The 19,047-nt window shown below is 68.2% G+C and carries 19 protein-coding genes; 14 read left to right on the top strand and 5 right to left on the bottom strand.

Annotated elements, in window-relative coordinates; translation table 11 throughout:
* The first annotated feature begins 30 nt into the window (after positions 1-30).
* The 5 genes from PV773_RS20630 to PV773_RS20610 all read left to right on the top strand — a co-directional run bounded on the left by PV773_RS20630 (position 31) and on the right by PV773_RS20610 (position 3,490).
* Positions 31-294, top strand: a complete 264-nt coding sequence (locus PV773_RS20630) for a BrnT family toxin (RefSeq protein WP_347968162.1) — start codon at positions 31-33, stop codon at positions 292-294.
* Positions 284-547, top strand: a complete 264-nt coding sequence (locus tag PV773_RS20625) for a helix-turn-helix domain-containing protein (protein ID WP_347968161.1) — start codon at positions 284-286, stop codon at positions 545-547. Before PV773_RS20630 ends, PV773_RS20625 begins: the two co-directional genes overlap by 11 nt.
* A gap of 98 nt (positions 548-645) precedes the next feature.
* Positions 646-2,511, top strand: coding sequence for a DEAD/DEAH box helicase (locus PV773_RS20620; RefSeq protein ID WP_347968160.1), 1,866 nt, complete (start codon positions 646-648; stop codon positions 2,509-2,511).
* A gap of 275 nt (positions 2,512-2,786) precedes the next feature.
* Positions 2,787-3,050, top strand: coding sequence for a DUF1344 domain-containing protein (locus PV773_RS20615; RefSeq protein WP_347968159.1), 264 nt, complete (start codon positions 2,787-2,789; stop codon positions 3,048-3,050).
* A 254-nt stretch (positions 3,051-3,304) separates the two neighbouring features.
* Positions 3,305-3,490 carry a DUF1059 domain-containing protein gene (locus PV773_RS20610; protein ID WP_340038348.1) on the top strand — a complete coding sequence of 62 codons (186 nt, stop codon included), beginning with the start codon at positions 3,305-3,307 and terminating at the stop codon, positions 3,488-3,490.
* Between the two features lie 4 nt (positions 3,491-3,494).
* On the opposite strand, the gene PV773_RS20605 is transcribed toward PV773_RS20610, so the two are convergent.
* Genes PV773_RS20605 through PV773_RS20595 form a run of 3 tightly spaced genes read right to left on the bottom strand, consistent with a single transcriptional unit; the run spans position 3,495 to position 6,027 of the window.
* Positions 3,495-4,754 (bottom strand): CCA tRNA nucleotidyltransferase, encoded by a 1,260-nt coding sequence (locus tag PV773_RS20605; protein WP_347968158.1) that lies wholly within the window; start codon positions 4,752-4,754, stop codon positions 3,495-3,497.
* Positions 4,751-5,383, bottom strand: a complete 633-nt coding sequence (locus PV773_RS20600) for a CoA pyrophosphatase (RefSeq protein ID WP_347968232.1) — start codon at positions 5,381-5,383, stop codon at positions 4,751-4,753. The genes PV773_RS20605 and PV773_RS20600 overlap by 4 nt, the downstream gene beginning before the upstream one ends.
* Entirely contained in the window at positions 5,383-6,027 is a 645-nt protein-coding gene (locus PV773_RS20595; RefSeq protein ID WP_347968231.1) for a DUF1285 domain-containing protein, read from the bottom strand. The genes PV773_RS20600 and PV773_RS20595 overlap by 1 nt, the downstream gene beginning before the upstream one ends.
* Before the next feature lie 281 nt (positions 6,028-6,308).
* On the opposite strand from PV773_RS20595, the gene PV773_RS20590 reads away from it, so the two are divergent.
* The 4 genes from PV773_RS20590 to PV773_RS20575 all read left to right on the top strand — a co-directional run bounded on the left by PV773_RS20590 (position 6,309) and on the right by PV773_RS20575 (position 13,282).
* A complete protein-coding gene (locus PV773_RS20590; protein ID WP_347968157.1) occupies positions 6,309-7,313 on the top strand; it encodes a MoxR family ATPase in 1,005 nt (334 codons plus the stop codon).
* Complete coding sequence (locus PV773_RS20585) at positions 7,313-8,227, top strand: DUF58 domain-containing protein (RefSeq protein WP_347968156.1); 915 nt, start codon at positions 7,313-7,315, stop codon at positions 8,225-8,227. The genes PV773_RS20590 and PV773_RS20585 overlap by 1 nt, the downstream gene beginning before the upstream one ends.
* Complete coding sequence (locus PV773_RS20580; protein WP_347968155.1) at positions 8,224-11,049, top strand: DUF4159 domain-containing protein; 2,826 nt, start codon at positions 8,224-8,226, stop codon at positions 11,047-11,049. Before PV773_RS20585 ends, PV773_RS20580 begins: the two co-directional genes overlap by 4 nt.
* 157 nt (positions 11,050-11,206) lie before the next feature.
* Positions 11,207-13,282 carry a hypothetical protein gene (locus tag PV773_RS20575; RefSeq protein WP_347968154.1) on the top strand — a complete coding sequence of 692 codons (2,076 nt, stop codon included), beginning with the start codon at positions 11,207-11,209 and terminating at the stop codon, positions 13,280-13,282.
* A gap of 275 nt (positions 13,283-13,557) precedes the next feature.
* On the opposite strand, the gene clpS is transcribed toward PV773_RS20575, so the two are convergent.
* On the bottom strand, positions 13,558-13,863 hold the full coding sequence (gene clpS / locus PV773_RS20570; RefSeq protein WP_347968153.1) for an ATP-dependent Clp protease adapter ClpS: 306 nt from the start codon (positions 13,861-13,863) through the stop codon (positions 13,558-13,560).
* A 194-nt stretch (positions 13,864-14,057) separates the two neighbouring features.
* On the opposite strand from clpS, the gene PV773_RS20565 reads away from it, so the two are divergent.
* From PV773_RS20565 to PV773_RS20545, 5 genes are all read left to right on the top strand, one after another.
* Positions 14,058-14,411: a DUF1428 family protein gene (locus tag PV773_RS20565; RefSeq protein WP_347968152.1), complete on the top strand. Its 354-nt coding sequence runs from the start codon at positions 14,058-14,060 to the stop codon at positions 14,409-14,411.
* 112 nt (positions 14,412-14,523) lie between these two features.
* Positions 14,524-14,763, top strand: coding sequence for a YdcH family protein (locus PV773_RS20560; RefSeq protein ID WP_347968151.1), 240 nt, complete (start codon positions 14,524-14,526; stop codon positions 14,761-14,763).
* 1,036 nt (positions 14,764-15,799) lie between these two features.
* On the top strand, positions 15,800-16,756 hold the full coding sequence (locus tag PV773_RS20555; protein ID WP_347968150.1) for a helix-turn-helix transcriptional regulator: 957 nt from the start codon (positions 15,800-15,802) through the stop codon (positions 16,754-16,756).
* Positions 16,757-16,985: 229 nt separating this feature from the next.
* Positions 16,986-17,342, top strand: coding sequence for a hypothetical protein (locus PV773_RS20550; protein WP_347968149.1), 357 nt, complete (start codon positions 16,986-16,988; stop codon positions 17,340-17,342).
* On the top strand, positions 17,339-17,842 hold the full coding sequence (locus PV773_RS20545; protein ID WP_347968148.1) for a hypothetical protein: 504 nt from the start codon (positions 17,339-17,341) through the stop codon (positions 17,840-17,842). The genes PV773_RS20550 and PV773_RS20545 overlap by 4 nt, the downstream gene beginning before the upstream one ends.
* A 140-nt stretch (positions 17,843-17,982) precedes the next feature.
* Here PV773_RS20545 and PV773_RS20540 read toward each other — a convergent pair whose 3' ends face one another.
* Positions 17,983-19,032, bottom strand: a complete 1,050-nt coding sequence (locus PV773_RS20540) for a serine hydrolase (protein ID WP_347968147.1) — start codon at positions 19,030-19,032, stop codon at positions 17,983-17,985.
* Positions 19,033-19,047: the final 15 nt, after the last annotated feature.

Below are 19,047 nucleotides of genomic sequence, written 5' to 3'. Positions count from 1 at the left end.
CGTATATATGCGGCAGCCGACGGATGCCGCATGAAGATTTCGTTCGACCCAGGCAAGGACGAATGGACCCGGGCCGAGCGAGGCTTCTCGCTGGCACTCGGGGCGGAGGTGATCCGCAACAAGGTCACCACCTTCCTCGATGACCGGCAAGACTATGGCGAGGATCGCTTCGTCACCTTCGGCTATGTCGAGGCGCGGCTCTATGTCTGCGTGTTCACGATGCGCGATACGGTCTTCCACATCATTTCGGTGCGGAAGGCCAACGACCGGGAGATAGCCAGATATGGTCGATGATGCCGACAGCCGCGACTGGACAGAAGCGAAGACACGCGCACTCGATGCGGCCGCCAAGCTGAAGCTCGTGCGCGGACTGCTGGAGATGAGCCAGGGCGATTTCTCCACCCTGCTCGGCATCCCTGTCGCTACCCTGCAGAACTGGGAACAGCGCCGCACCGAACCGGATGCGGTGGCGCGGACGCTGATCGACCTGATCTATGACGACCCCAAGGAGATGCGGGCACGAATGCTGCGGCGCAACGCTGCATAGGTGCGCTTCGCATTGACGCGGCGGCGGCGAGCCTTTAGAGAGCGCCCTTTCCTTGGCCCTCCCCATGAGACGGGCCTTGCTCTCATTGGAAGAATTCGGTGACGATTTTCGACAACATGGTTCCGGCGCTGGCCGGGGCACTCGCCGCGCGTGGCTACGAAACGCTGACCGCGGTGCAGACGGCGGTACTGGCCCCGGAGGCAGCCGACGTCGACCTGCTGGTCTCGGCCCAGACCGGCTCGGGCAAGACGGTGGCCTTCGGCATCGCGATCGCGCCGACGCTGCTTGCGGGCCGCGAACGCTTCGAGCCGGGCAGCGCCCCGAGTGCCGTCATCATCGCGCCGACGCGCGAGCTCGCCATCCAGGTGCGCCGCGAGTTCGAATGGCTCTATGCCGGCACCGGCGCGCGCATCGCTTCCTGCGTCGGCGGCATGGACATGCGCAAGGAACGCCGGGCGCTGGATGAAGGCGCCGACATCGTCGTCGGCACGCCGGGCCGCCTGCGCGACCACATCACCCGCGGCTCGCTCGACATCGCCTCGCTCCGCGCCGTGGTGCTGGACGAGGCCGACGAGATGCTCGACCTCGGCTTCCGCGAGGACCTCGAATTCATCCTGGCGGCAGCGCCCGAAGAGCGCCGCACGCTTTTGTTCTCGGCCACCGTTCCCCCGCAGATCGCCCAGCTGGCAAAGCGCTTCCAGCGCGATGCGCTGCGCATCACCGCCGCCGGCGAGAGCCGCCAGCACGACGACATCGAATACCGCACCATCCTGGTGGCGCCCGCCGACCGCGAGAACGCCATCATCAACTCGCTGCTCTTCTTCGACGCGCCGAGCACCATGGTGTTCTGCTCGACCCGCGAGGCGGTGAAGCATCTGGCGGCGCGTCTCGCCAACCGCGGCTTCCACGTGGTGGCGCTGTCGGGCGAGCTGAGCCAGGCCGAGCGCAACAATGCGCTGCAGGCGATGCGCGACGGCCGCGCGCGTGTCTGCGTGGCGACCGACGTCGCCGCGCGCGGCATCGACCTGCCCAATCTCGACCTGGTCATCCACGCCGACCTGCCGTCGAACCCCGAGACGCTGCTGCACCGATCGGGCCGCACCGGCCGCGCGGGACGCAAGGGCGTCTGCGCCCTGATCGTGCCGTTCCATCGCCGCGGCAGCGCAGCGCGCCTCCTGAAGATCGCCAAGCTCCAGGCCGAGACGCAAGCCGCGCCCGGCCCGGCGGAGATCGACGCGCGCAACCATGAACGCATGCTGGCCGAGCTTGCCGGCATCGAAGCCGCGGCCGAGGACGAGGCCGCACAGGTGGCCGAACTGCTCGCAGCACATTCGCCCGAGACGCTGGCGCTCGCCTGGCTGCGCCAGCAGGCAACGTTGCGCCCGGCCGCGGAAGAACTGTCCGACGGCCCAGCGCCCACTTTCGACGCGGCCAAGGCGGAGCGTCCCGACAACCGCTTCGAGAGCGGCGTCTGGTTCTCGGTCTCGGTCGGCCGCAAGCACCGCGCCGAGCCACGCTGGCTGCTGCCGCTGATCTGCAAGGCCGGCCGCGTCACCAAGCGCGAAATCGGCTCGATCCGCATCTTCGACACGGATTCGCATTTCGAGGTGATCAGCGAGCGCGCCGACGCCTTTGCACGGGCGGTCGAGGAACAGGGCACGCTGGAGAAGGGTGTCACCATCCGCCGCGTCGACGGACCGCCGGCGCCTGAGGCACCGCGCGGCCCGAAGAAACCGCATCGCAAGGGCCAGTTCGATCCGTCTGCCAAACCGCCGTTCAAGAAGAAGGCCTTCGAGAAGGCGCCCTTCGACAAGCGTTCGGGCGACAGGTTCGACAAGCGCGGCACCGACAAGGGCGGCTTCGACAAGCCTCGCGGCGAGAAGCCCTGGAGCGACAAGCCGAAGGGCGACGGACCGGCGAAGAAGTTCAAGCCGAAGAAGAAGCCGGCGAAATTCGACCGGTAGGACATGCCGGTGGATGCGACTTTTGGCTGCATCCCCCCGCCGCCACAATCGACGCCACAATGTGCGATTTCGGCGAAGATTGTGGCTAACCGACTGCGAATAAATATCTTTTTCGTCTAATACTCCCGGCCGGGGGCAGGTTTATCTCTATCGCCGGGCCGGGAAACGCCGGCGGCTCCCTACACTCCAGAGCCGCGACCCGACGTGACCGGACGGCCCAACACCCAGGCGGGCACCAGGCCCAAATGGTGCCCGCACCTCCGGAGAGCATTGCCATGCGCAAGCTTCTTGTCCCGGCAGCAGCAGCTGCCGTCCTCGCCTCCTCCGCCCTCGCCTTCGCAGCCTCGGCCCAGCACACCAACGGAACGATCAAGACCTTCGACATGAAGGCCATGAGCCTGGTGCTGGACGACGGCTCGACTTATGTCCTGTCCAAGAAGTTCAAGGACCCCGGGCTGAAGGCCGGCGAGAAGGTCGCGGTGACCTGGGACACGAGCGGCAAGGACAAGGTTGCAGAGGTCGTCAAGATCCTCAAGTAGCGCCGCTGCGGCGAAAGCATGCCAAAGGGGGGCGGAACGGGTTGTTCCGCCCCTTTTTCGTGCATCGCCCGAGCCAGCGGAATCATATTGTCGGCGACTTGGTGCAAGCATCTGAAAACGCTTTGCTTTTGCCAGGTTTACCGGCCTCTTCACGGCGATTTGTCGCCGTTCCGGCGAGCCGGGCAACCAATCGCCGCCTCGCGTGTTATAGTTCGCGCCGAACAGAGCGAGGACGCGAGGAAAGGAGACCTCCGATGAAAGAATTTCAATGCGGGTCGCTGGTCCCCGGCTGCCAATGGCATACCCGCCACGAGGACGAAGCCGAGATCATGCGCCGCGTGGCCGAGCACATGCGCGAGACGCATGGCGAAACCGTCATCCGCGAGACGATGATCGAAGCGATCCGCTCGCGCATCGAGAAAGTGCCTGACGCGGCCTGACGCCTCAGGCCTTGGCCAATTCCGCGGCGCGTTCGAGCAGCGCGTCGCGCTCCATCAGGAACCCGCCCTCGACCCATTCCGCCTCCAGCGCCTTGAGCAGCGCGCCAAGGCGCGCGCCCTCGACCCCAAGCGGCGCGACGTCGCCGCCGCGCAACGGAAACTGCGGCTTTTGCCATTTGCCGGCGAATGCGAGCAGGCGAAAATAGCCGCCGGCCTCGACCATTGCCTTGTCGTCCTGCACGGCGCGCCCGCGCGCCGCAGCCAGGTCGAGGCGGAGCCGATCGGCATGGCCCTGGAGGTCGCCGCGGTAGAGCCGCTTGGCAAGCCCGCCCTCGGTGACGGTCGGCTCGACCCTGGACGTCGAGGCCCACTGCACCAGCCGCTCCGTTTCGGCGTTGGACAGCCTGAGCCTCTCGCCCAGCGCCTTCATCCGCGCCGCATCCGGCGGCACGATCGCCGCCAGCCTGAGCAGCGGATCGGCCGGCCAGCCGAGATCGGCCTCGGTGCGGACCAGCGCGTGGATGGCGTCGATGCCCCACTTCTCGGTTTCGGGAAGCACTGCCGTCAGCACGCCGACCTGGCGCATCCAGAGGAGCGCGCGCGACGGGTCGGGTGCCGAGAGCATCTTCTTCAGCTCCGACCAGACGCGCTCGGCCGAAAGCCGGGAAAGCCCGTCCTTGAGGCGGGCGCAGGCCTTGAGCCCCTCGGCATCGGGCCGTCCCGAGCCGTACCAGGCGAAGAAGCGGAAGAAGCGCAGGATGCGCAGATAGTCCTCGCGGATGCGCGTCTCGGCGTCGCCGATGAAGCGCAGCGTGCGGCTCTCGAGGTCGGCAAGGCCGCCGACGAGATCGACCACCGTGCCGTCGGCCCGGGCGTAGAGCGCGTTGATGGTGAAGTCGCGCCGCTCGGCGTCGAGCTTCCAGTCGCGGCCGAAGACGACCTTGGCGCGGCGGCCGTCGGTCTCGACGTCGGCGCGCAGCGTGGTGACCTCGAACGGCCGGCCGCCGGCGATCACGGTGATGGTGCCGTGCTCGGCTCCCGTCGGCACCGTCCTGAAACCCGCCCCCTCGGCGCGAAGCACCGTTTGCGCGGGCAGATTGGTGGTCGCGATGTCGACGTCGGCGACCGCTTCGCCGAGCAGCGCGTTGCGCACGGCGCCGCCGGCGACCCGCGCCTCCTCGCCGTCGGCTTCGAGCGCCGCAAGCAGCTTCTGCAGATGGGAATCGGCCAGCCAGCCGGCCTTGCCGGCGATCGAAGCGCTCACGCGTAGAGCCTTTCATAAAGCGCCCTGATGATGCCGGCGGTGACGCCCCAGATGTAGCGCTCCTCGTAGGGCATGGCGTAGAAGAAGCGTTCCTGGTCCTGCCAGACGCGGCTGGCGCGGTTGTGGTTGAGCGGGTCCATCAGGAAGCCGAGCGGCACCTCGAAGGCGTCGTCGACCTCGTCGGCGTTGAGCGCGAGCTCGAAGCCGGGACGGACGATGCCGAGCACCGGCGCGATGCGATAGCCCGAGCCGGTGACATAGTCGGGAAGCCGGCCGATCACGTCGATGAATTCGGACGTCAGCCCGATCTCCTCGACCGTCTCGCGCAGCGCGGCGGCTTCGGGCGATACGTCGCCCGGATCGATGCGGCCGCCGGGAAAGGCGATCTGGCCGGAATGGCTCTTCAGCTTGTCGGCGCGCTTGGTGAGGATGACCGTCGAGGCATCGCCATGGTCGACGACGGGGATCAGCACCGCTGCGTCGCGCAGCCGGTCGTGGACGAAGACCTCGCGCAGGCCGGGATTGAGCGTGTGATCGCCATAGTCGGCAGCAGCATCGTTGAGATGCTCCTGGGCGGCGCGCTGGCGGAAATCCTGCGCCGAATAATGCGCTGCAGGGGCATGGACCATCACGCGCTCAACCGCTCCAGCCGCTCCCAGGGCATGACCGGATAGATCTCGCCCTTCGAGCGGACCGCGAACATCGCCTCGCCGCCGATGTCGATGCGTTCGCCGATGCCCGCCATCTCGTACATCACCGGCCGCGCCACCAGCGCCTCGAGCCGGCCGCGCACCAGGAGATAGGGCTTGAGCCCGCCGGTCTCCGGCTCGTCGACGAAGCGCAGCGGATGGCCGGGGCCGGCCTCGACGACGTCGCCGACATTGGTGCGGAAGGTGAGCACCTGGCCGGCGCCCTCGCCCGTGACGTTCATCTCGACGGCGACGAAGGGCGCATCGACGACGCGGATGCCGACGCGCTCGACCGGGGTGACCAGATAGGTCTTGCCGTCGGCGTCCTTGCGCAAGACGGTGGAAAAGAGCTGCACCAGCGGCGCCCGGCCGATCGGGGTGCCGAGATAGAACCAGGTGCCGTCGGCGCGGATTTCCATGTCGAGATCGCCGCAGAAATCAGGATCCCAGCGCTCCACCGGCGGCAGGCCCTTGCCGGCGCGGGCTGCGCGCGAAATCAGCGCCTCGAGCCCGGCTGTGTCCCCGGCCCGGGCGAGCCCGGTCTCGGCGATGGCCTCGCGGCTATGGTCCAGGTCGGCGGTCATGGTCACGAAATAGTCACTGTTGTTGCGCTTGTCAGCATAGGCGTGTGATTTAAGTTGAACATGAAGACCTCACCAAGGTGCGAGTCGGGAGTTGCGACGCCCAGGACGTTTGACCTTCGGGGATTGGGCGGCAGGCGCCACGTCCGAACGGACGGCGCGGTAGACCGAAGGGGCGGATGGTCTTGAGCCTGGCACTTCGATAGTTTGAGTTGGCGCATGCTTCCTTCCGCTGTCGGAAGCGATTCTGGGATCGATGCGCGAGTAGAAGGATCGGGCCCCGCATGAGCGTGATGATCAAGGAAACAGCTGTCAGCGAACGCGACATGATCGCCGCGGCCGAGCGCGCGCTGGCCGACATATCGAAAGTGCGCCAGGGCGTCGGCCGCGTCATCTTCGGCCAGGAAAGCGTGGTCGAGCGCGCGCTGGTGGCGCTGCTCGCCGGCGGCCATGCGCTGCTGGTGGGCGTGCCCGGTCTCGCCAAGACCAAGCTGGTCGAGACGCTGGGCGTGGTGCTCGGGCTCGACGCCCGCCGCATCCAGTTCACCCCGGACCTGATGCCGTCCGACATCCTCGGCTCCGAGGTGATGGAGCAGGACGATCAGGGCAAGCGCTCCTTCCGCTTCATTTCCGGCCCGATCTTCGCCCAGCTCCTGATGGCCGACGAGATCAACCGCGCCAGCCCGCGCACCCAGTCGGCGCTGCTGCAGGCGATGCAGGAATACCACGTGACGGTGGCCGGCGAGCGGCACGACCTGCCCGCGCCGTTCCACGTGCTGGCGACGCAGAACCCGCTCGAGCAGGAAGGCACCTATCCCCTGCCCGAGGCGCAGCTCGACCGCTTCCTCATGCAGATCGACATCCTCTACCCCGACATCGAGGCCGAGCGGCGCATCCTGCTCGAAACGACGGGCATCGAAGACGCCAGGGCGCAGAACGTGCTCGATCCGGAACGGCTCAAGGATATCCAGAGGCTGATCCGCCGCATGCCGGTGCCCGAAAGCGTGGTCGAGGCGATCCTGAAGCTGGTGCGCTCGGCCCGTCCCGGCCAGGGCAATTCAGACACCGACAAGCACGTGTCGTGGGGGCCGGGCCCCCGCGCCAGCCAGGCGCTGACGCTGTGCGCCCGCGCCCGCGCGCTCTATGACGGGCGGCTGGCACCGTCGATCGACGACATCAAGGCACTGGCGGAGCCCGTGCTGCAGCATCGCATGGCGCTGACCTTTGCCGCCCGCGCCGAAGGCATGAGCGTGCGCGACGTAATCGCAAGGCTGGCCAAGGACGTGTGATGGCACGCATCGGCGAGGCATCCGCACCAGTCGCGACGAGCGACGCGCTCGCGCGCGGGCGGCTGCGCGCCTCGCTGGTACCCGACCTTCTGGTCGAGGCCCGCCGCATCGTCAACACCGTGATCGCCGGCTGGCACGGCCGCAAGAAGCGCGGCATCGGCGAGAATTTCTGGCAGTTCCGCCCCTACGTGCAGGGCGAATCCATGGCCCGCATCGACTGGCGCCGCTCGGCCCGCGACGACCACACCTATGTGCGCGACCGCGAATGGGAGGCGGCTCACACCGTCTGGCTCTGGGCGGACCTCTCGCCGTCGATGCTCTACAGGTCGAAGACCGCCTCGGTGTCGAAGGAATCGCGCGCGCTGGTGCTGATCCTGGCGCTGGCCGAGCTTTTGTCGCGCAGCGGCGAGCGCATCGCCTGGCCCGGCCTGACCGACCCGTTCTCGGCGCGCAACGGCGCCGAGCGGCTCGCCTCGCAGCTGTCGCAGGCGATCGGCATGCCGGCGCGGCCGGACCTCGCCGGCATCCGCCGCTTCTCCGACGTCATCCTCGTCGGCGACTTCCTCGACCCGGCCGAGGAGACGATGGCCTGGCTCGACACGCTGGCGCGCCATGGCGCGCGCGCGCACCTGGTCGAGGTGGCCGATCCGGCCGAGGAGACCTTCCCCTATTCCGGGCGCACCGAGTTCACCGACCCCGAGACCGGCGACAAGCTGACCGCCGGGCGGGCCGAGCAGCTCGCCACCGACTACCGCAACCTCTACCAGGCGCGCCGGCACGAGCTTGGCACCTGGTGCAAGCGGCTCGGCTGGAGCTACACGGTCAACCACACCGACCGGCTGGCCTCGGAGGCGCTGGTGCACGTCCATATGGCGATGACCGCAGAGGGCCACGGGCCGGGAGGCCGCCGATGAGCTGGCTACCGCTCTCCTTCGCCGCACCGGCGGTGCTGTGGGGCCTGCTCGCGCTGCCCGTGATCTGGTGGCTGCTCAGGCTGACCCCGCCCAAGCCGCAGGCGGAGATCTTCCCGCCGCTGAAGATCCTGGCGCGGGTGTTCAGGAAGGAAGAGACGCCGCACCGCAGCCCGTGGTGGCTGACGCTGCTGCGCCTGCTGATGGCGGCGCTGGTGGTGCTGGCGCTGGCCGAGCCGATCTTCAACCCGCGCGAGAGGCTGCCGACCGGCGGCACGGCCCTGGCGCTGGTGTTGGACAATGGCTGGGCGAGCGCGCCCGACTGGAAGCTCCGCGTCGCCACCGCCGAAAGGCTGATCGCCGATGCGGGTGCAGCCGGCCAGCCCGTGGTGCTGGCGCTGACCGCCGAGAAGCCGAACGCCGAGGTCGGCCCCTTCGACGCCCAGGCGGCACTCGACCGGCTGCGCGCCGCAGAGCCCCGGCCGATACCCACCAACCGTCGGGCCGTCTTTGCCCGCGTCGCCGGCGTGCTCGCCACGCTGCCCGGCGCCAGCCTCGCCATCCTCGACGACGGCCTGGCCAGCGAGGGCGACGAGCAGGCCTTCGCCGCGCTGCTTGGGCAGAACCCGGCAAACCTGCTATGGGCTTCGCCCGACCGGATTGACGTCGCCGGCCTGACGGCGGCCGAAAACGAGATGGACGGCTTCGCCCTGACCGCCATCCGCGCACCGGGCGGCCCGGCGCCGGGCGCGGTCACCGCCGGCGCCTTCGACGACAAGGGCCGGCGCATCGCCGACGCCACGCTTTCCTTCGCCCCCGGCGCGACGGTAGCCAAGGGCACGATGGCGGTGCCCTTCGAACTGCGCAACGACTTCGCCTCCATCGCCCTCGACGGCCAGCCCCAGGCAGGCGCGGTGCGGGTGCTCGACGACAGCTCAAAGCGCCGCCGCGTCGGGCTCCTGTCGCAGGCGGATTCCGAGGAATCGCAGCCGCTCCTGGCGCCGCTCTATTACATCCGCCGGGCCATCGAGCCCTTCGCCGACCTGATCGAGCCGTCGACGTCGGACCTCGCCGAAGCGATCCCGCAGCTGATCGAGCAGAAGCCGGCGATGATCATCATGGCCGATGTCGGCACCATTCCGCCCGCCGCCCGCGAGAAGCTGGTCGCCTGGCTGAACGAGGGCGGCACGCTGGTGCGCTTCGCCGGTTCGCGGCTGGCCGCCGCCGGCAACGACGAGGAGCTGTTGCCGGTGCGGCTGCGGCTCGGCGAACGCTCGCTCGGCGGGGCGCTGTCCTGGACCGCGCCGCAGCCGGTCTCCGACTTCCCGCCAACCGGCCCCTTCGCGGATCTCTCGCCCCCCAACGAGGTGACGGTGAGCCGGCAGGTGCTGGCCGAGCCGACGCCGGACCTCGCGCAGAGCACCTGGGCCAATCTCGCCGACGGCACGCCGCTGGTGACCGGCGCGCGCCGCGGCAAGGGGACGCTGGCGCTGTTCCACATCGCGCCGCAGGCGACCTGGTCGAACCTGCCGATCTCAGGCAGCTTCGTCGAGATGCTGCGCCGCATCGTGCAGCTGTCGCGCAACCAGGGGACCGCCGCCGCAGGCGTCGAGGGCCAGCCGGCCTCGCTCGCCCCCTACCGCATGATCGCCGCCGACGGCAGGCTGGTTCCGCCGACGCCGGACGCGCGGCCGCTGGTCGCCGGCCGCGGCGCCGTGCCGGTGACGATCGAGAACCCGCCCGGCCTCTACGGCACCGCGGAGGGCGTGCTCGCCCACAACCTGCTCGAGACGGACAGCACGCTCAAGCCGCTGGTGCGGCCCGAAGTCAGCGTGCCGGTGACCGGAATCCGCTACGCCTTCGACGAATCGCGCGACCTCAAAGGCACGCTGGTCGCCGCGGCGCTTGCGCTGATGGTGCTCGACACGCTGGCGGTCCTGTGGATGGGCGGCATGTTCTCGCGCCGTGGCGGCCGAGGCGCCAGGATGACCGGCACCGCGGCAGCCTTGCTGCTCGCGCTCGGTGCCGTGCTCATGCAGCCCGGCCTGGCACGGGCCGATGATTCCAAGCCGGGCGACCAGGAAGCAGTCGAGGCGATCTCCAAGACCCGCATCGCCTATGTCATTACCGGCGAGGCCTCGGTCGACGCGGTCAGCCGCGCCGGCATCGCCGGACTGACGCGCTTCCTGATCGAGAAGACCGCGCTGGAGCCGGGCGAGCCGGCCGGCGTAGACCTCGCCAAGGACGAACTGGCCTTCTATCCGCTGATCTACTGGCCGATCGATCCGGCGGCCCCGATGCCCAGCGAGGCGGCGATCGCCCGCCTCGACGCCTATATGAAGCAGGGCGGGACCGTGCTGTTCGACACCCGCGACCAGTTCGCCAACGGCATCGGCGCCGATTCGGCGAGCCCCGCCACCGAACGCCTGCGCGACATCCTCGCCAACCTCAACGTGCCGCCGCTCGAACCGGTGCCGCCGGACCACGTGCTGACCAAGGCTTTCTTCATCCTTCCGGAGTTTCCGGGCCGCTTCAACGGCAGCCCGCTGTGGGTGGAGGCTTCGCTCGAAGCCTCGAACGCCGAGGGCCGGCCGGTGCGCACCGGCGACGGCGTGACCCCGATCATGATCACCGCCAACGATTTCGCCGGCGCCTGGGCGATCGACGAGAGCGGCGAGCCGCTGCTGCCGACCGTGCCGTCGGATCCCATGCAGCGCGTCTACGCGCTCCGCGCCGGGGTCAACATCATGATGTACATGCTGACCGGCAACTACAAATCCGACCAGGTGCACGTGCCCGTGCTGCTCGAAAGGTTGGGGCAGTGATGCGCACCACTGGAAAAACTGCCCCTCACCCCTACCCTTTCCCCACAAGCGGGAAGCGGCGGGCATCAACGCTGGAGCTTCATCCTTCTCCCCGCCGGCGGGGAGAAGGTGCCGGCAGGCGGATGAGGGGCAACAGCCATAGTTCGGAGCTTTGCTCGTGAACTGGTCCGCAACCTTCGAACCGCTGCTGGCGTGGCCGCTTCTGGCGGTCCTGTTCGTGCCGCTGGCGCTGCTCGCGCTCGCCGGCCTCTGGTCCCGCCAGCGCGGTGCCTGGATGCGCCTCGTCGCCGTCGCCGCCCTGGCCGCGGCGCTGGTCAACCCGGTGCTGCTCGACGAGGAACGCGAGCCGCTGAAGAGCGTGGTGGCGATCGTCGTCGACCGCAGCCAGAGCCAGGACATCGGCGAACGTAACGCGCAGACGAATGCGGCCGTCGAGGGGCTGAAGGAACGGCTGGCGCGCTTCCGCCAGTTCGAGGTGCGGGTGGTGGAGGCAGGACGCGCCGATGCCGCCGACGACAGGACCCAGACGCGGCTGTTCACGGCGCTCGAAAGCGCCTTCCGCGACGTGCCGCCCTCGCGCATCGGCGGCGCCGTCATGGTGACCGACGGCCAGGTGCACGACGTTCCGGGCGCGCCTGCCATCGGCGCGCCGCTGCACGCGCTCATCACCGGCCAGGCGCACGAACGCGACCGCCGCATCCGCTTCGAGAGCGCACCGCGCTTCGGCATCGTCGGCAAGCCGCTCGACATGACCTACCGGGTGATCGACACCGGCGGCGCGGCCGGCGAGGTCGACGTGCGCGTGTCGATCAACGGGCAGCAGGTCGCCGTCGAGCGCGCCTTCGTCGGCCAGGAGATGCCGCTCCAGATCACCGTGCCGAGCGCCGGCCGCAACATCGTCGAGCTTGCCATCGACCCCGTCGAGGGCGAGCTGACCGACACCAACAACCGGGCGATCGCGCTGGTCGACGGCATCCGCGAGAACCTGCGCGTGCTGCTGGTTTCGGGCGAACCGCATGCCGGCGAGCGGACCTGGCGAAACCTCTTGAAGTCGGACGCCTCGGTCGACCTCGTGCACTTCACCATCCTGCGCCCGCCGGAGAAGCAGGACGGCACGCCGATCAACGAGCTGTCGCTGATCGCGTTTCCGACGCGCGAGCTGTTCGTCGAGCGCATCAACGACTTCGACCTGATCATCTTCGACCGCTACCAGCACCGCGACGTGCTGCCGATCCTCTATTACGACTACATCGCCGAATACGTCGAAAAGGGCGGCGCGCTGCTGATCGCGGCCGGCCCCGAATATGCCGGCGACCAGTCGATCGCGCGCACGCCGCTGATCTCCGCCCTGCCCGCCATGCCGAACGGCGAGGTGATCGAGAAGGCGTTCTACCCGCGCCTGACCGAGCTCGGAAAGCGCCACCCGGTGACCCGCGGCCTGGAAGGTTCGGCGCAGGAGCCGCCGCGCTGGAGCCGCTGGTTCCGCCAGATCGGCATCGAGCAGCCGGAGGGCGAGGTGGTGATGAAGGGCGCCGACGACAAGCCGCTGCTCCTGCTCGACCGCAAGGGCGAAGGTCGCGTCGGCATGTTCCTGTCCGACCAGGGCTGGCTCTGGGCACGCGGCTTCGAGGGCGGCGGCCCGCACGTGGCCCTCTACCGCCGCATAGCCCACTGGCTGATGAAGGAGCCCGAGCTCGAGGAAGAGCGGCTGACGGCGGAGGGCCGCGGCATGGTGCTCGACATCCGCCGCCAGACGATGCGCGACGAGGCCGGCTCGGCCCGCGTCATCACCCCTTCCGGCAAGACGCTGGACGTGCCGCTCACCCAGAGCGAGCCGGGGATCTTCTCGGGCAGCGTCGAGACCAGCGAGATCGGGCTCTACCAGGTCGGCAACGGCGATCTGACCGCGCTCGCCCATGTCGGCCCCGTCAACGCGCCGGAATTCGCCGACGTGGTGTCCACCGAAAACGTGCTGCGGCCGGCGGCGGAGGCGACCGGCGGCGACGTGCGCCGACTGGCCTCGTCGGGCATCATGGGCGACGGCATCGCGCTGCCCAACGTGGTGCCGGTGCGCGGCTCGGCCGATGCCTCGGGGCGCGACTGGATCGGCTTCCGCACCACCGACGACAGCGTGCTGAAATCGGTGTCGCGGGTGCCCCTGTTCGGCGGCTTCCTCGGCCTCGGCCTGCTGCTTCTGGCGCTCGGAGCCATGTGGTATCGTGAGGGACGGTAGCTGGCCTGCGCCAGCTTCGCGCACTAAGCCCGGATTTTTCCAACTCCGCCGGCTTCATACCCCCACCCCTGACCCCTCCCCACAAGGGGGAGGGGAACTCCTGACCGCTGCGCCATGAGGACAGTTCCTCAGCATGACGAAGTGCTGGGGCAGTTGAAGCCCGACGCCGAGGTCAGGCGAGACCCGATCCCCTCCCCCTTGTGGGGAGGGGCAGGGGTGGGGGTATCTTTCAACGCGCCCAACACGAGGCGTGCGTCGATGGGACTGCACGCCCCCTACTCCTCCGGCTCGGTGGTGAACTGCAGCGGATAGCCCTTGGCGCGGCCGGCCTCGGTAGCGCGGGTGGCCTTGGTCTCGGCGACGTCCCTTGTGAACACCGCGACCACGCAGACGCCGCGCCGGTGGGCGGTGATCATCACCCGATAGGCCTGGTCCTCGCTCATCCGGAACTCGCCCTTCAGCACCGTGACGACGAACTCGCGCGGCGTATAGTCGTCGTTGACGAGAATGACCTTGTGCAGCCGGGGCCGCTCGGTCTTGGGGCGGGTCTGCGTGCGCGGAACGGTGATCGTTGCGGGCATGGCGCTCGTGCCTCATGCGCTCATGCAAATATTATGGGATCGGCGAGCGCCGCGCGCAACGCATGGGAACCGCTTCGCCGCTCGTTCATTGAACAGCCGCCGGGGCGCGCGGCGAAAATTCGAGGGACCATTGTCGGATTCCCGCCCTGCCGTTCGTCCTTGGGAAGCCAAGTCCAAACCACGAGGAGAACAAGATGACCTATGTCGACGGATTCGTGCTCGCAGTGCCGAAGAGCAACATCGAGGCCTACAAGGCCATGGCCAGGACGGCCGGCGAGGTGTGGAAGGAACACGGCGCGATCGACTATGTCGAATGCCTTGCCGACGACGTACCCTATGGCGAGGTGACGTCGTTCCCGCGCGCGGTACAGGCCAAGGAGGACGAGATCGTTGTCTTTTCCTGGGCCGCCTATCGCTCGCGCGAGGAGCGCGACGAGATCATGAAAAAGGTGATGGCCGACCCGCGCCTGAAGAGCGATCCAGAGTCGTGGCCCTTCGATGGCAGGCGCATGATCTATGGCGGTTTCGAGGCGTTCCTCAAGCTGTAGCCTGTTCGATTGCGACGCCCTAACCGCCAGTCACTCGAACCTTGACCTCGGTCAAGTCCGGGGCCGATCGGACCGTCTAGGCTTGATTCGACATAACGCAAGGAGACGACGAATGTCGAACACGCCCCACACGCTCGGCGAGGAATTCCCCGGCAAGCTAGAAGCCATCCACGCGCTCAAGGCGCAGGACGAGACCTTCGCACGCGCGCTCGCGGAATATGACGAGGTGAACGACCGGATCCACCGGGCCGAGACCAGGATCGAACCGGTCAGCGCGGATCATGAGGCATCGCTGCGCAAGCGCCGGCTGGTGCTCAAGGACGCCATCGCCACGGCGCTTGCCGCCAACTGACGACCCCGCCCGCGGGCACGCCACCGGGTGTGCCCGCGGAGCTGTATCCGTTGCCCGGGTTCAGCGAACCACGCCCCACACCGCCCCCATCGGCGTTGCACAGTAGCATGGCGTGTTTATCGGGGTTGCCGATCCCGTACACATCGGCTGGCCGTAGGGGTTCACACAAGCGTAGCCGACCTGCATGCCTGGGTTCTGAACCACGGTAATATTTGGCGAGACGACGAAGTCCCCGCCCCGTGCATTTCCGTTTACCGACCTCGCATCCCCAGCCGTGCATCCTACGAGGAGCGAGCAGCCCAGCAGGAGGACGCGAGGCGACCTCATTGGGTCTTTTCTTCGGCAGCAGGTTGCTCAGCCGCCTTGGCTGCCTCCGGCGTGCAATTGGCCGGGGCATAGACACCTACACAGTTCCTTATGTCCACGTCTGCCCTGACGTTTCCGCCCGTAGCGTTGCCGTTTACGGTCCTTGCACTACCGGCGCAGCCGGCAATAAGTACAGCCGCAGCAAAAACGGCTGCAGATCCAGAAATCGCACGCATAGCCCCTCCCAAGACTGTCAACTTAGGGAAACACAATGCGTGTATCTTTGCAATACCATGCACCAGAAAGTTGTCTCTCCTGTGTCTACATGATCGACAACAAAGCACCAACAGGCAATGAATGATCTCAATCTGTCACTGCCATGATACGGTTGACGAACTTAGCTTCAGCGAAGCTTCTCTGATTCCGCCAATCAAGCGATCTGTCGCGCATTGAATCAAAGTACCCGAAACTTGGCTTTGCAAGGTCTAGGTACAATTGAACTCTACCAAAGCAGGAAGGATGCACATGCCGCGCCCATGACTGGCGACGCTTCATTTGATGTTCGCTCACGCTGCATGCTTCCTTAGAGGTTGCCGTTCCCCTCCACAGCCCCGGTTGACCAAAAGGCCGTTTGCGCGGATAAGGGCGACAACCCGCATATCGTGCATGGTTGCAATAATTCCCGCATAGGTCGCAGGTGGGGCGACCGGCTTCAAATGGATCGGCCCCGATGCAGCGCCTGTCGACACGCGACGTCCCGGCACGCGACCGCCTGCCCTATCTGCACGACTTCGTCGCCCGCCATGTCGCCGGACTGCGCTTCAGGCCGATGGACAGCGAGACCTTCACCTTCGACCTCGCGGCCTATTTCCTCGATTCGCGCACGACGGTGGGCACCGCCTGCTATTCGGCGGTTGCCGGCGAGCGCCCCAGGGACCTGCTGGCTGTCGACGGCCGGCAGGACTATCTCATGACCATCCACACCTCGGACTACGAGGTGGCGATCGAGGGCAGGAGCCCGCTCGTCATCCGGGCCGGCGACATCACCCTCGTCAACGAGGCCACGCCCATGGCCTTCGCCCTGCCCGCGACGCTGCTCAAGGTCGTCTCGCTCGACGAGGCACGGCTTGCGACCCTGGCCCCGCGCGTACGCATGCAGGCCTTTCACCACATCTCCTCGGGTGCGGCGGGTGCCGCCCTGCTGTCGGGCTACGCCGATCTGTTGCGCGCGGCCGCTCCGGACGGCGAGGCCGGGCGCCGGCTGGCGGGCAACCATCTCTACGACCTCGCGGCACTGGCCCTGCAGGGCGGCAGCGCCGCCGCTGCCGAGCAGGCACGGCCGAGCCTGGCCGGCGCACGGCTCGAACTGGTGAAGACCGACATCCTGCGCCATTTGACCGACCCAGCGCTCGGGATTGCGGGCGTTGCCCGGCGCCAGGGGGTGACCCCGCGCTACATCCAGCGCCTGTTCGGCCAGGAGGGGCTGACCTTTTCCGAGTTCCTCCGCGATTCGCGCCTCGACCTCGCGCTGAAGGCGTTGCAAGGCTCCAGCCCCCGAACGGCGACCGTCTCGGCGATCGCCTTCGACGCCGGCTTCGGCGACCTGTCCCATTTCAACCGCGTCTTCCGCCGGCGCTTCGGCGCGACGCCCAGGGACGTCCGTGCGGCCGCGCTCGGCCGGCAGTAAATTCCGCCGCGGGTTCGCCCCAGTCCGCATCCGTTCGTCCTCGGCCAAGACGGCCTTGGCCCGCCCGTCGTAGAGCGGCGGCGTGGCGGACCGGTGCATGGGATCGACGGGGGGGCTCCCGCAAGACGATGACCGAGATCGCCACGAACGGACCGCCGGCTGGGCAGAGCCGGCGGTCCACGCGTTCCTGTCCGGCGCGGCCAACCTTCATTCAAATCGAGAGCGAAGCATGAAACGGACAATCCTGTTGATTCTTTGCGGCCTCGCCGCCGCGTGCACCCAGACTGCGACGACTTCCAGCCCCGGCCAGGCGGCCAAGGCGTCGTCAAGGACGAGCGCGAAGGCGCCGGCGACGACACGGCAGACAGCCGCCGCAAATTGCGAGGAAGCCATGCGCAAGGCGACCCAGGCGCAGACGAATGCCGCGATGCTTGGCGGCGCCCTGTCGATGGTCGGCGGCTTCGGGGGCTTCGGCGGCCGTGGCGGGGCGATCGCCGCGCAGGCCGCCTCGGTCGGCGGTTCGCTGGTGCAGGCCAAGGCGCAGGGCGACGCCGACAAAGCGATGCAGGCGGAGTGCATGGGATGACGGTCGCGGCAGGATGCCGGCTCGCAGCCGGACTATTTGCGGCAGTCCTGGCCTTCGGTGCCCTGGTTTCGCCGGCCGCGGCCCTGACAGAGGAAGAGGCCGGCGCGGTGACCCGGCTGCTCGGCGAACTGCAGCCGGAACTGGGCAGCCTCGCCTATGACGAGGGGGCGGCCGACGAATGGTTCGACCGCGACCAGGACAGCGAGGGTCGCATCGAGAAGGCCGGTTTCAGCCGCGAGAGCTGGAAGGAGGCGCTGGACGCCACGTTCAGCGGCTATCTGGCGACCATCCCGGAGGCTGAGTTCGAGGGCCGCTTTGCCGACATCGAGGCGAGGCTCGAGGCCAGCTCGACGCTGACGGCCGAACAGAAGGCGGCGATGCGGGAAATGTTCGAGGAGGAACGGGCCGAGACGCGGGCGCTGCGCCAGCAAGGCCGGCAGTATCTCGACATGGTCCGGCCCTATGCCGACCTCCTGGATGCGGCGCTCGGCGAGCCTTAGAGCATTTCCGCTTTTCTTCGAATCGCGGAAAACGCTCTATCTCTTTGTTTTTGCGCAATTCCGAACGGAAAACCGCTGCGCACTTTTCCTGGAATTGCGCTAGCGGCCCGGGGGCATCGAGAGGCGGCGCGGCCGGCCCGTCAGCCGTCGCGCGCGGCGGGCGGCACGCCGCCGCCATCCCGCACGGAGGCAACGACGTTGGCCAGGAGGTCGTGCAGCTGGTCGCGATAGCCGGACTGCGCCGACGGATTGCCGTCGTCGGAGGTCATTGCGACGGTGAGGCCGAGCGACGGCACGATATAGAGCATCTGGCCGCCGTAGCCCCAGGCATAGCGCACCTCCTCGCCGCCGATGCGGCGTAGGAACCATCCGTAGCCATAGCCGTCGCCGTTGAAGACCGAGGTGGTGCGCGGCATCCAGGACGCCTCGATCCATCCGGGCGAGACGATCCGGCCGCCCTCCGGCGTGGTGCCGCCGTTGCGGTAGAGCTCGCCGAAGGCCAGCAGCGAGCGGGTGCTCATGGCCATCTGGTTACCGCCGAGATAGATGCCCTGCGGGTCGCGGTCCCAGCCGCCGATGCGGAACCCCTTGAGCGGCGCCAGCCAGTCGCGGGCGAGCTCGAGCGTCGGGCGGCCCGTCTTGCGGGTGAGGATGGCCGAGAGCAGGTGCGAGGAGCCGGTGGAATAGAGCATGCCGCCGCCCGGCTCGTCGACGAAGGGCTGGGCCAGCACGAAGCGGACCCAGTTGTGGCTGGAGACCCAGCGGCCGTAGTTGGGACCCGACGTGCGGTCGAGCCCGGCCTGCATCGACAGGAGGTTGCCGACGGTGATCCGGCCGAGGCGCGGATCGGGCTTCTCCGGCAGGTCGCGGGCGAGGATCGGCGCGATCCTCTCGTCGACGCCGTCGAGGACCTTGCGGTCGATGGCGATGCCGACCAGCAGCGACACCACCGTCTTGGACGCAGACTTGATGTTGGTGGACGTATCCGGCGAGTTGCCGCGATAGCCGCGTTCGGCCAGCACCTCGCCGCCGCGGGCGACGATGACCGCCTTGAGGTTTTCCAGCCTTGCCGCCTCGTCGAGCAAGGTCGGCAGCGGCCGCGGCGTGGATGACGGTGCCTGCTGCTGGGAGAACGCCGGAGGCGCGAAAGGAAGCATGCCCGCAAGGGCGAGGAAATGACGGCGATTCATGCCGCCGGATTAGCC

The organism is Mesorhizobium sp. CC13, assembly GCF_039907765.1.
Taxonomy (GTDB): domain Bacteria; phylum Pseudomonadota; class Alphaproteobacteria; order Rhizobiales; family Rhizobiaceae; genus Aminobacter.
The sequence above is the reverse complement of the archived record's forward strand: the minus strand, read 5'-3'. Positions and strand labels throughout refer to the sequence as shown.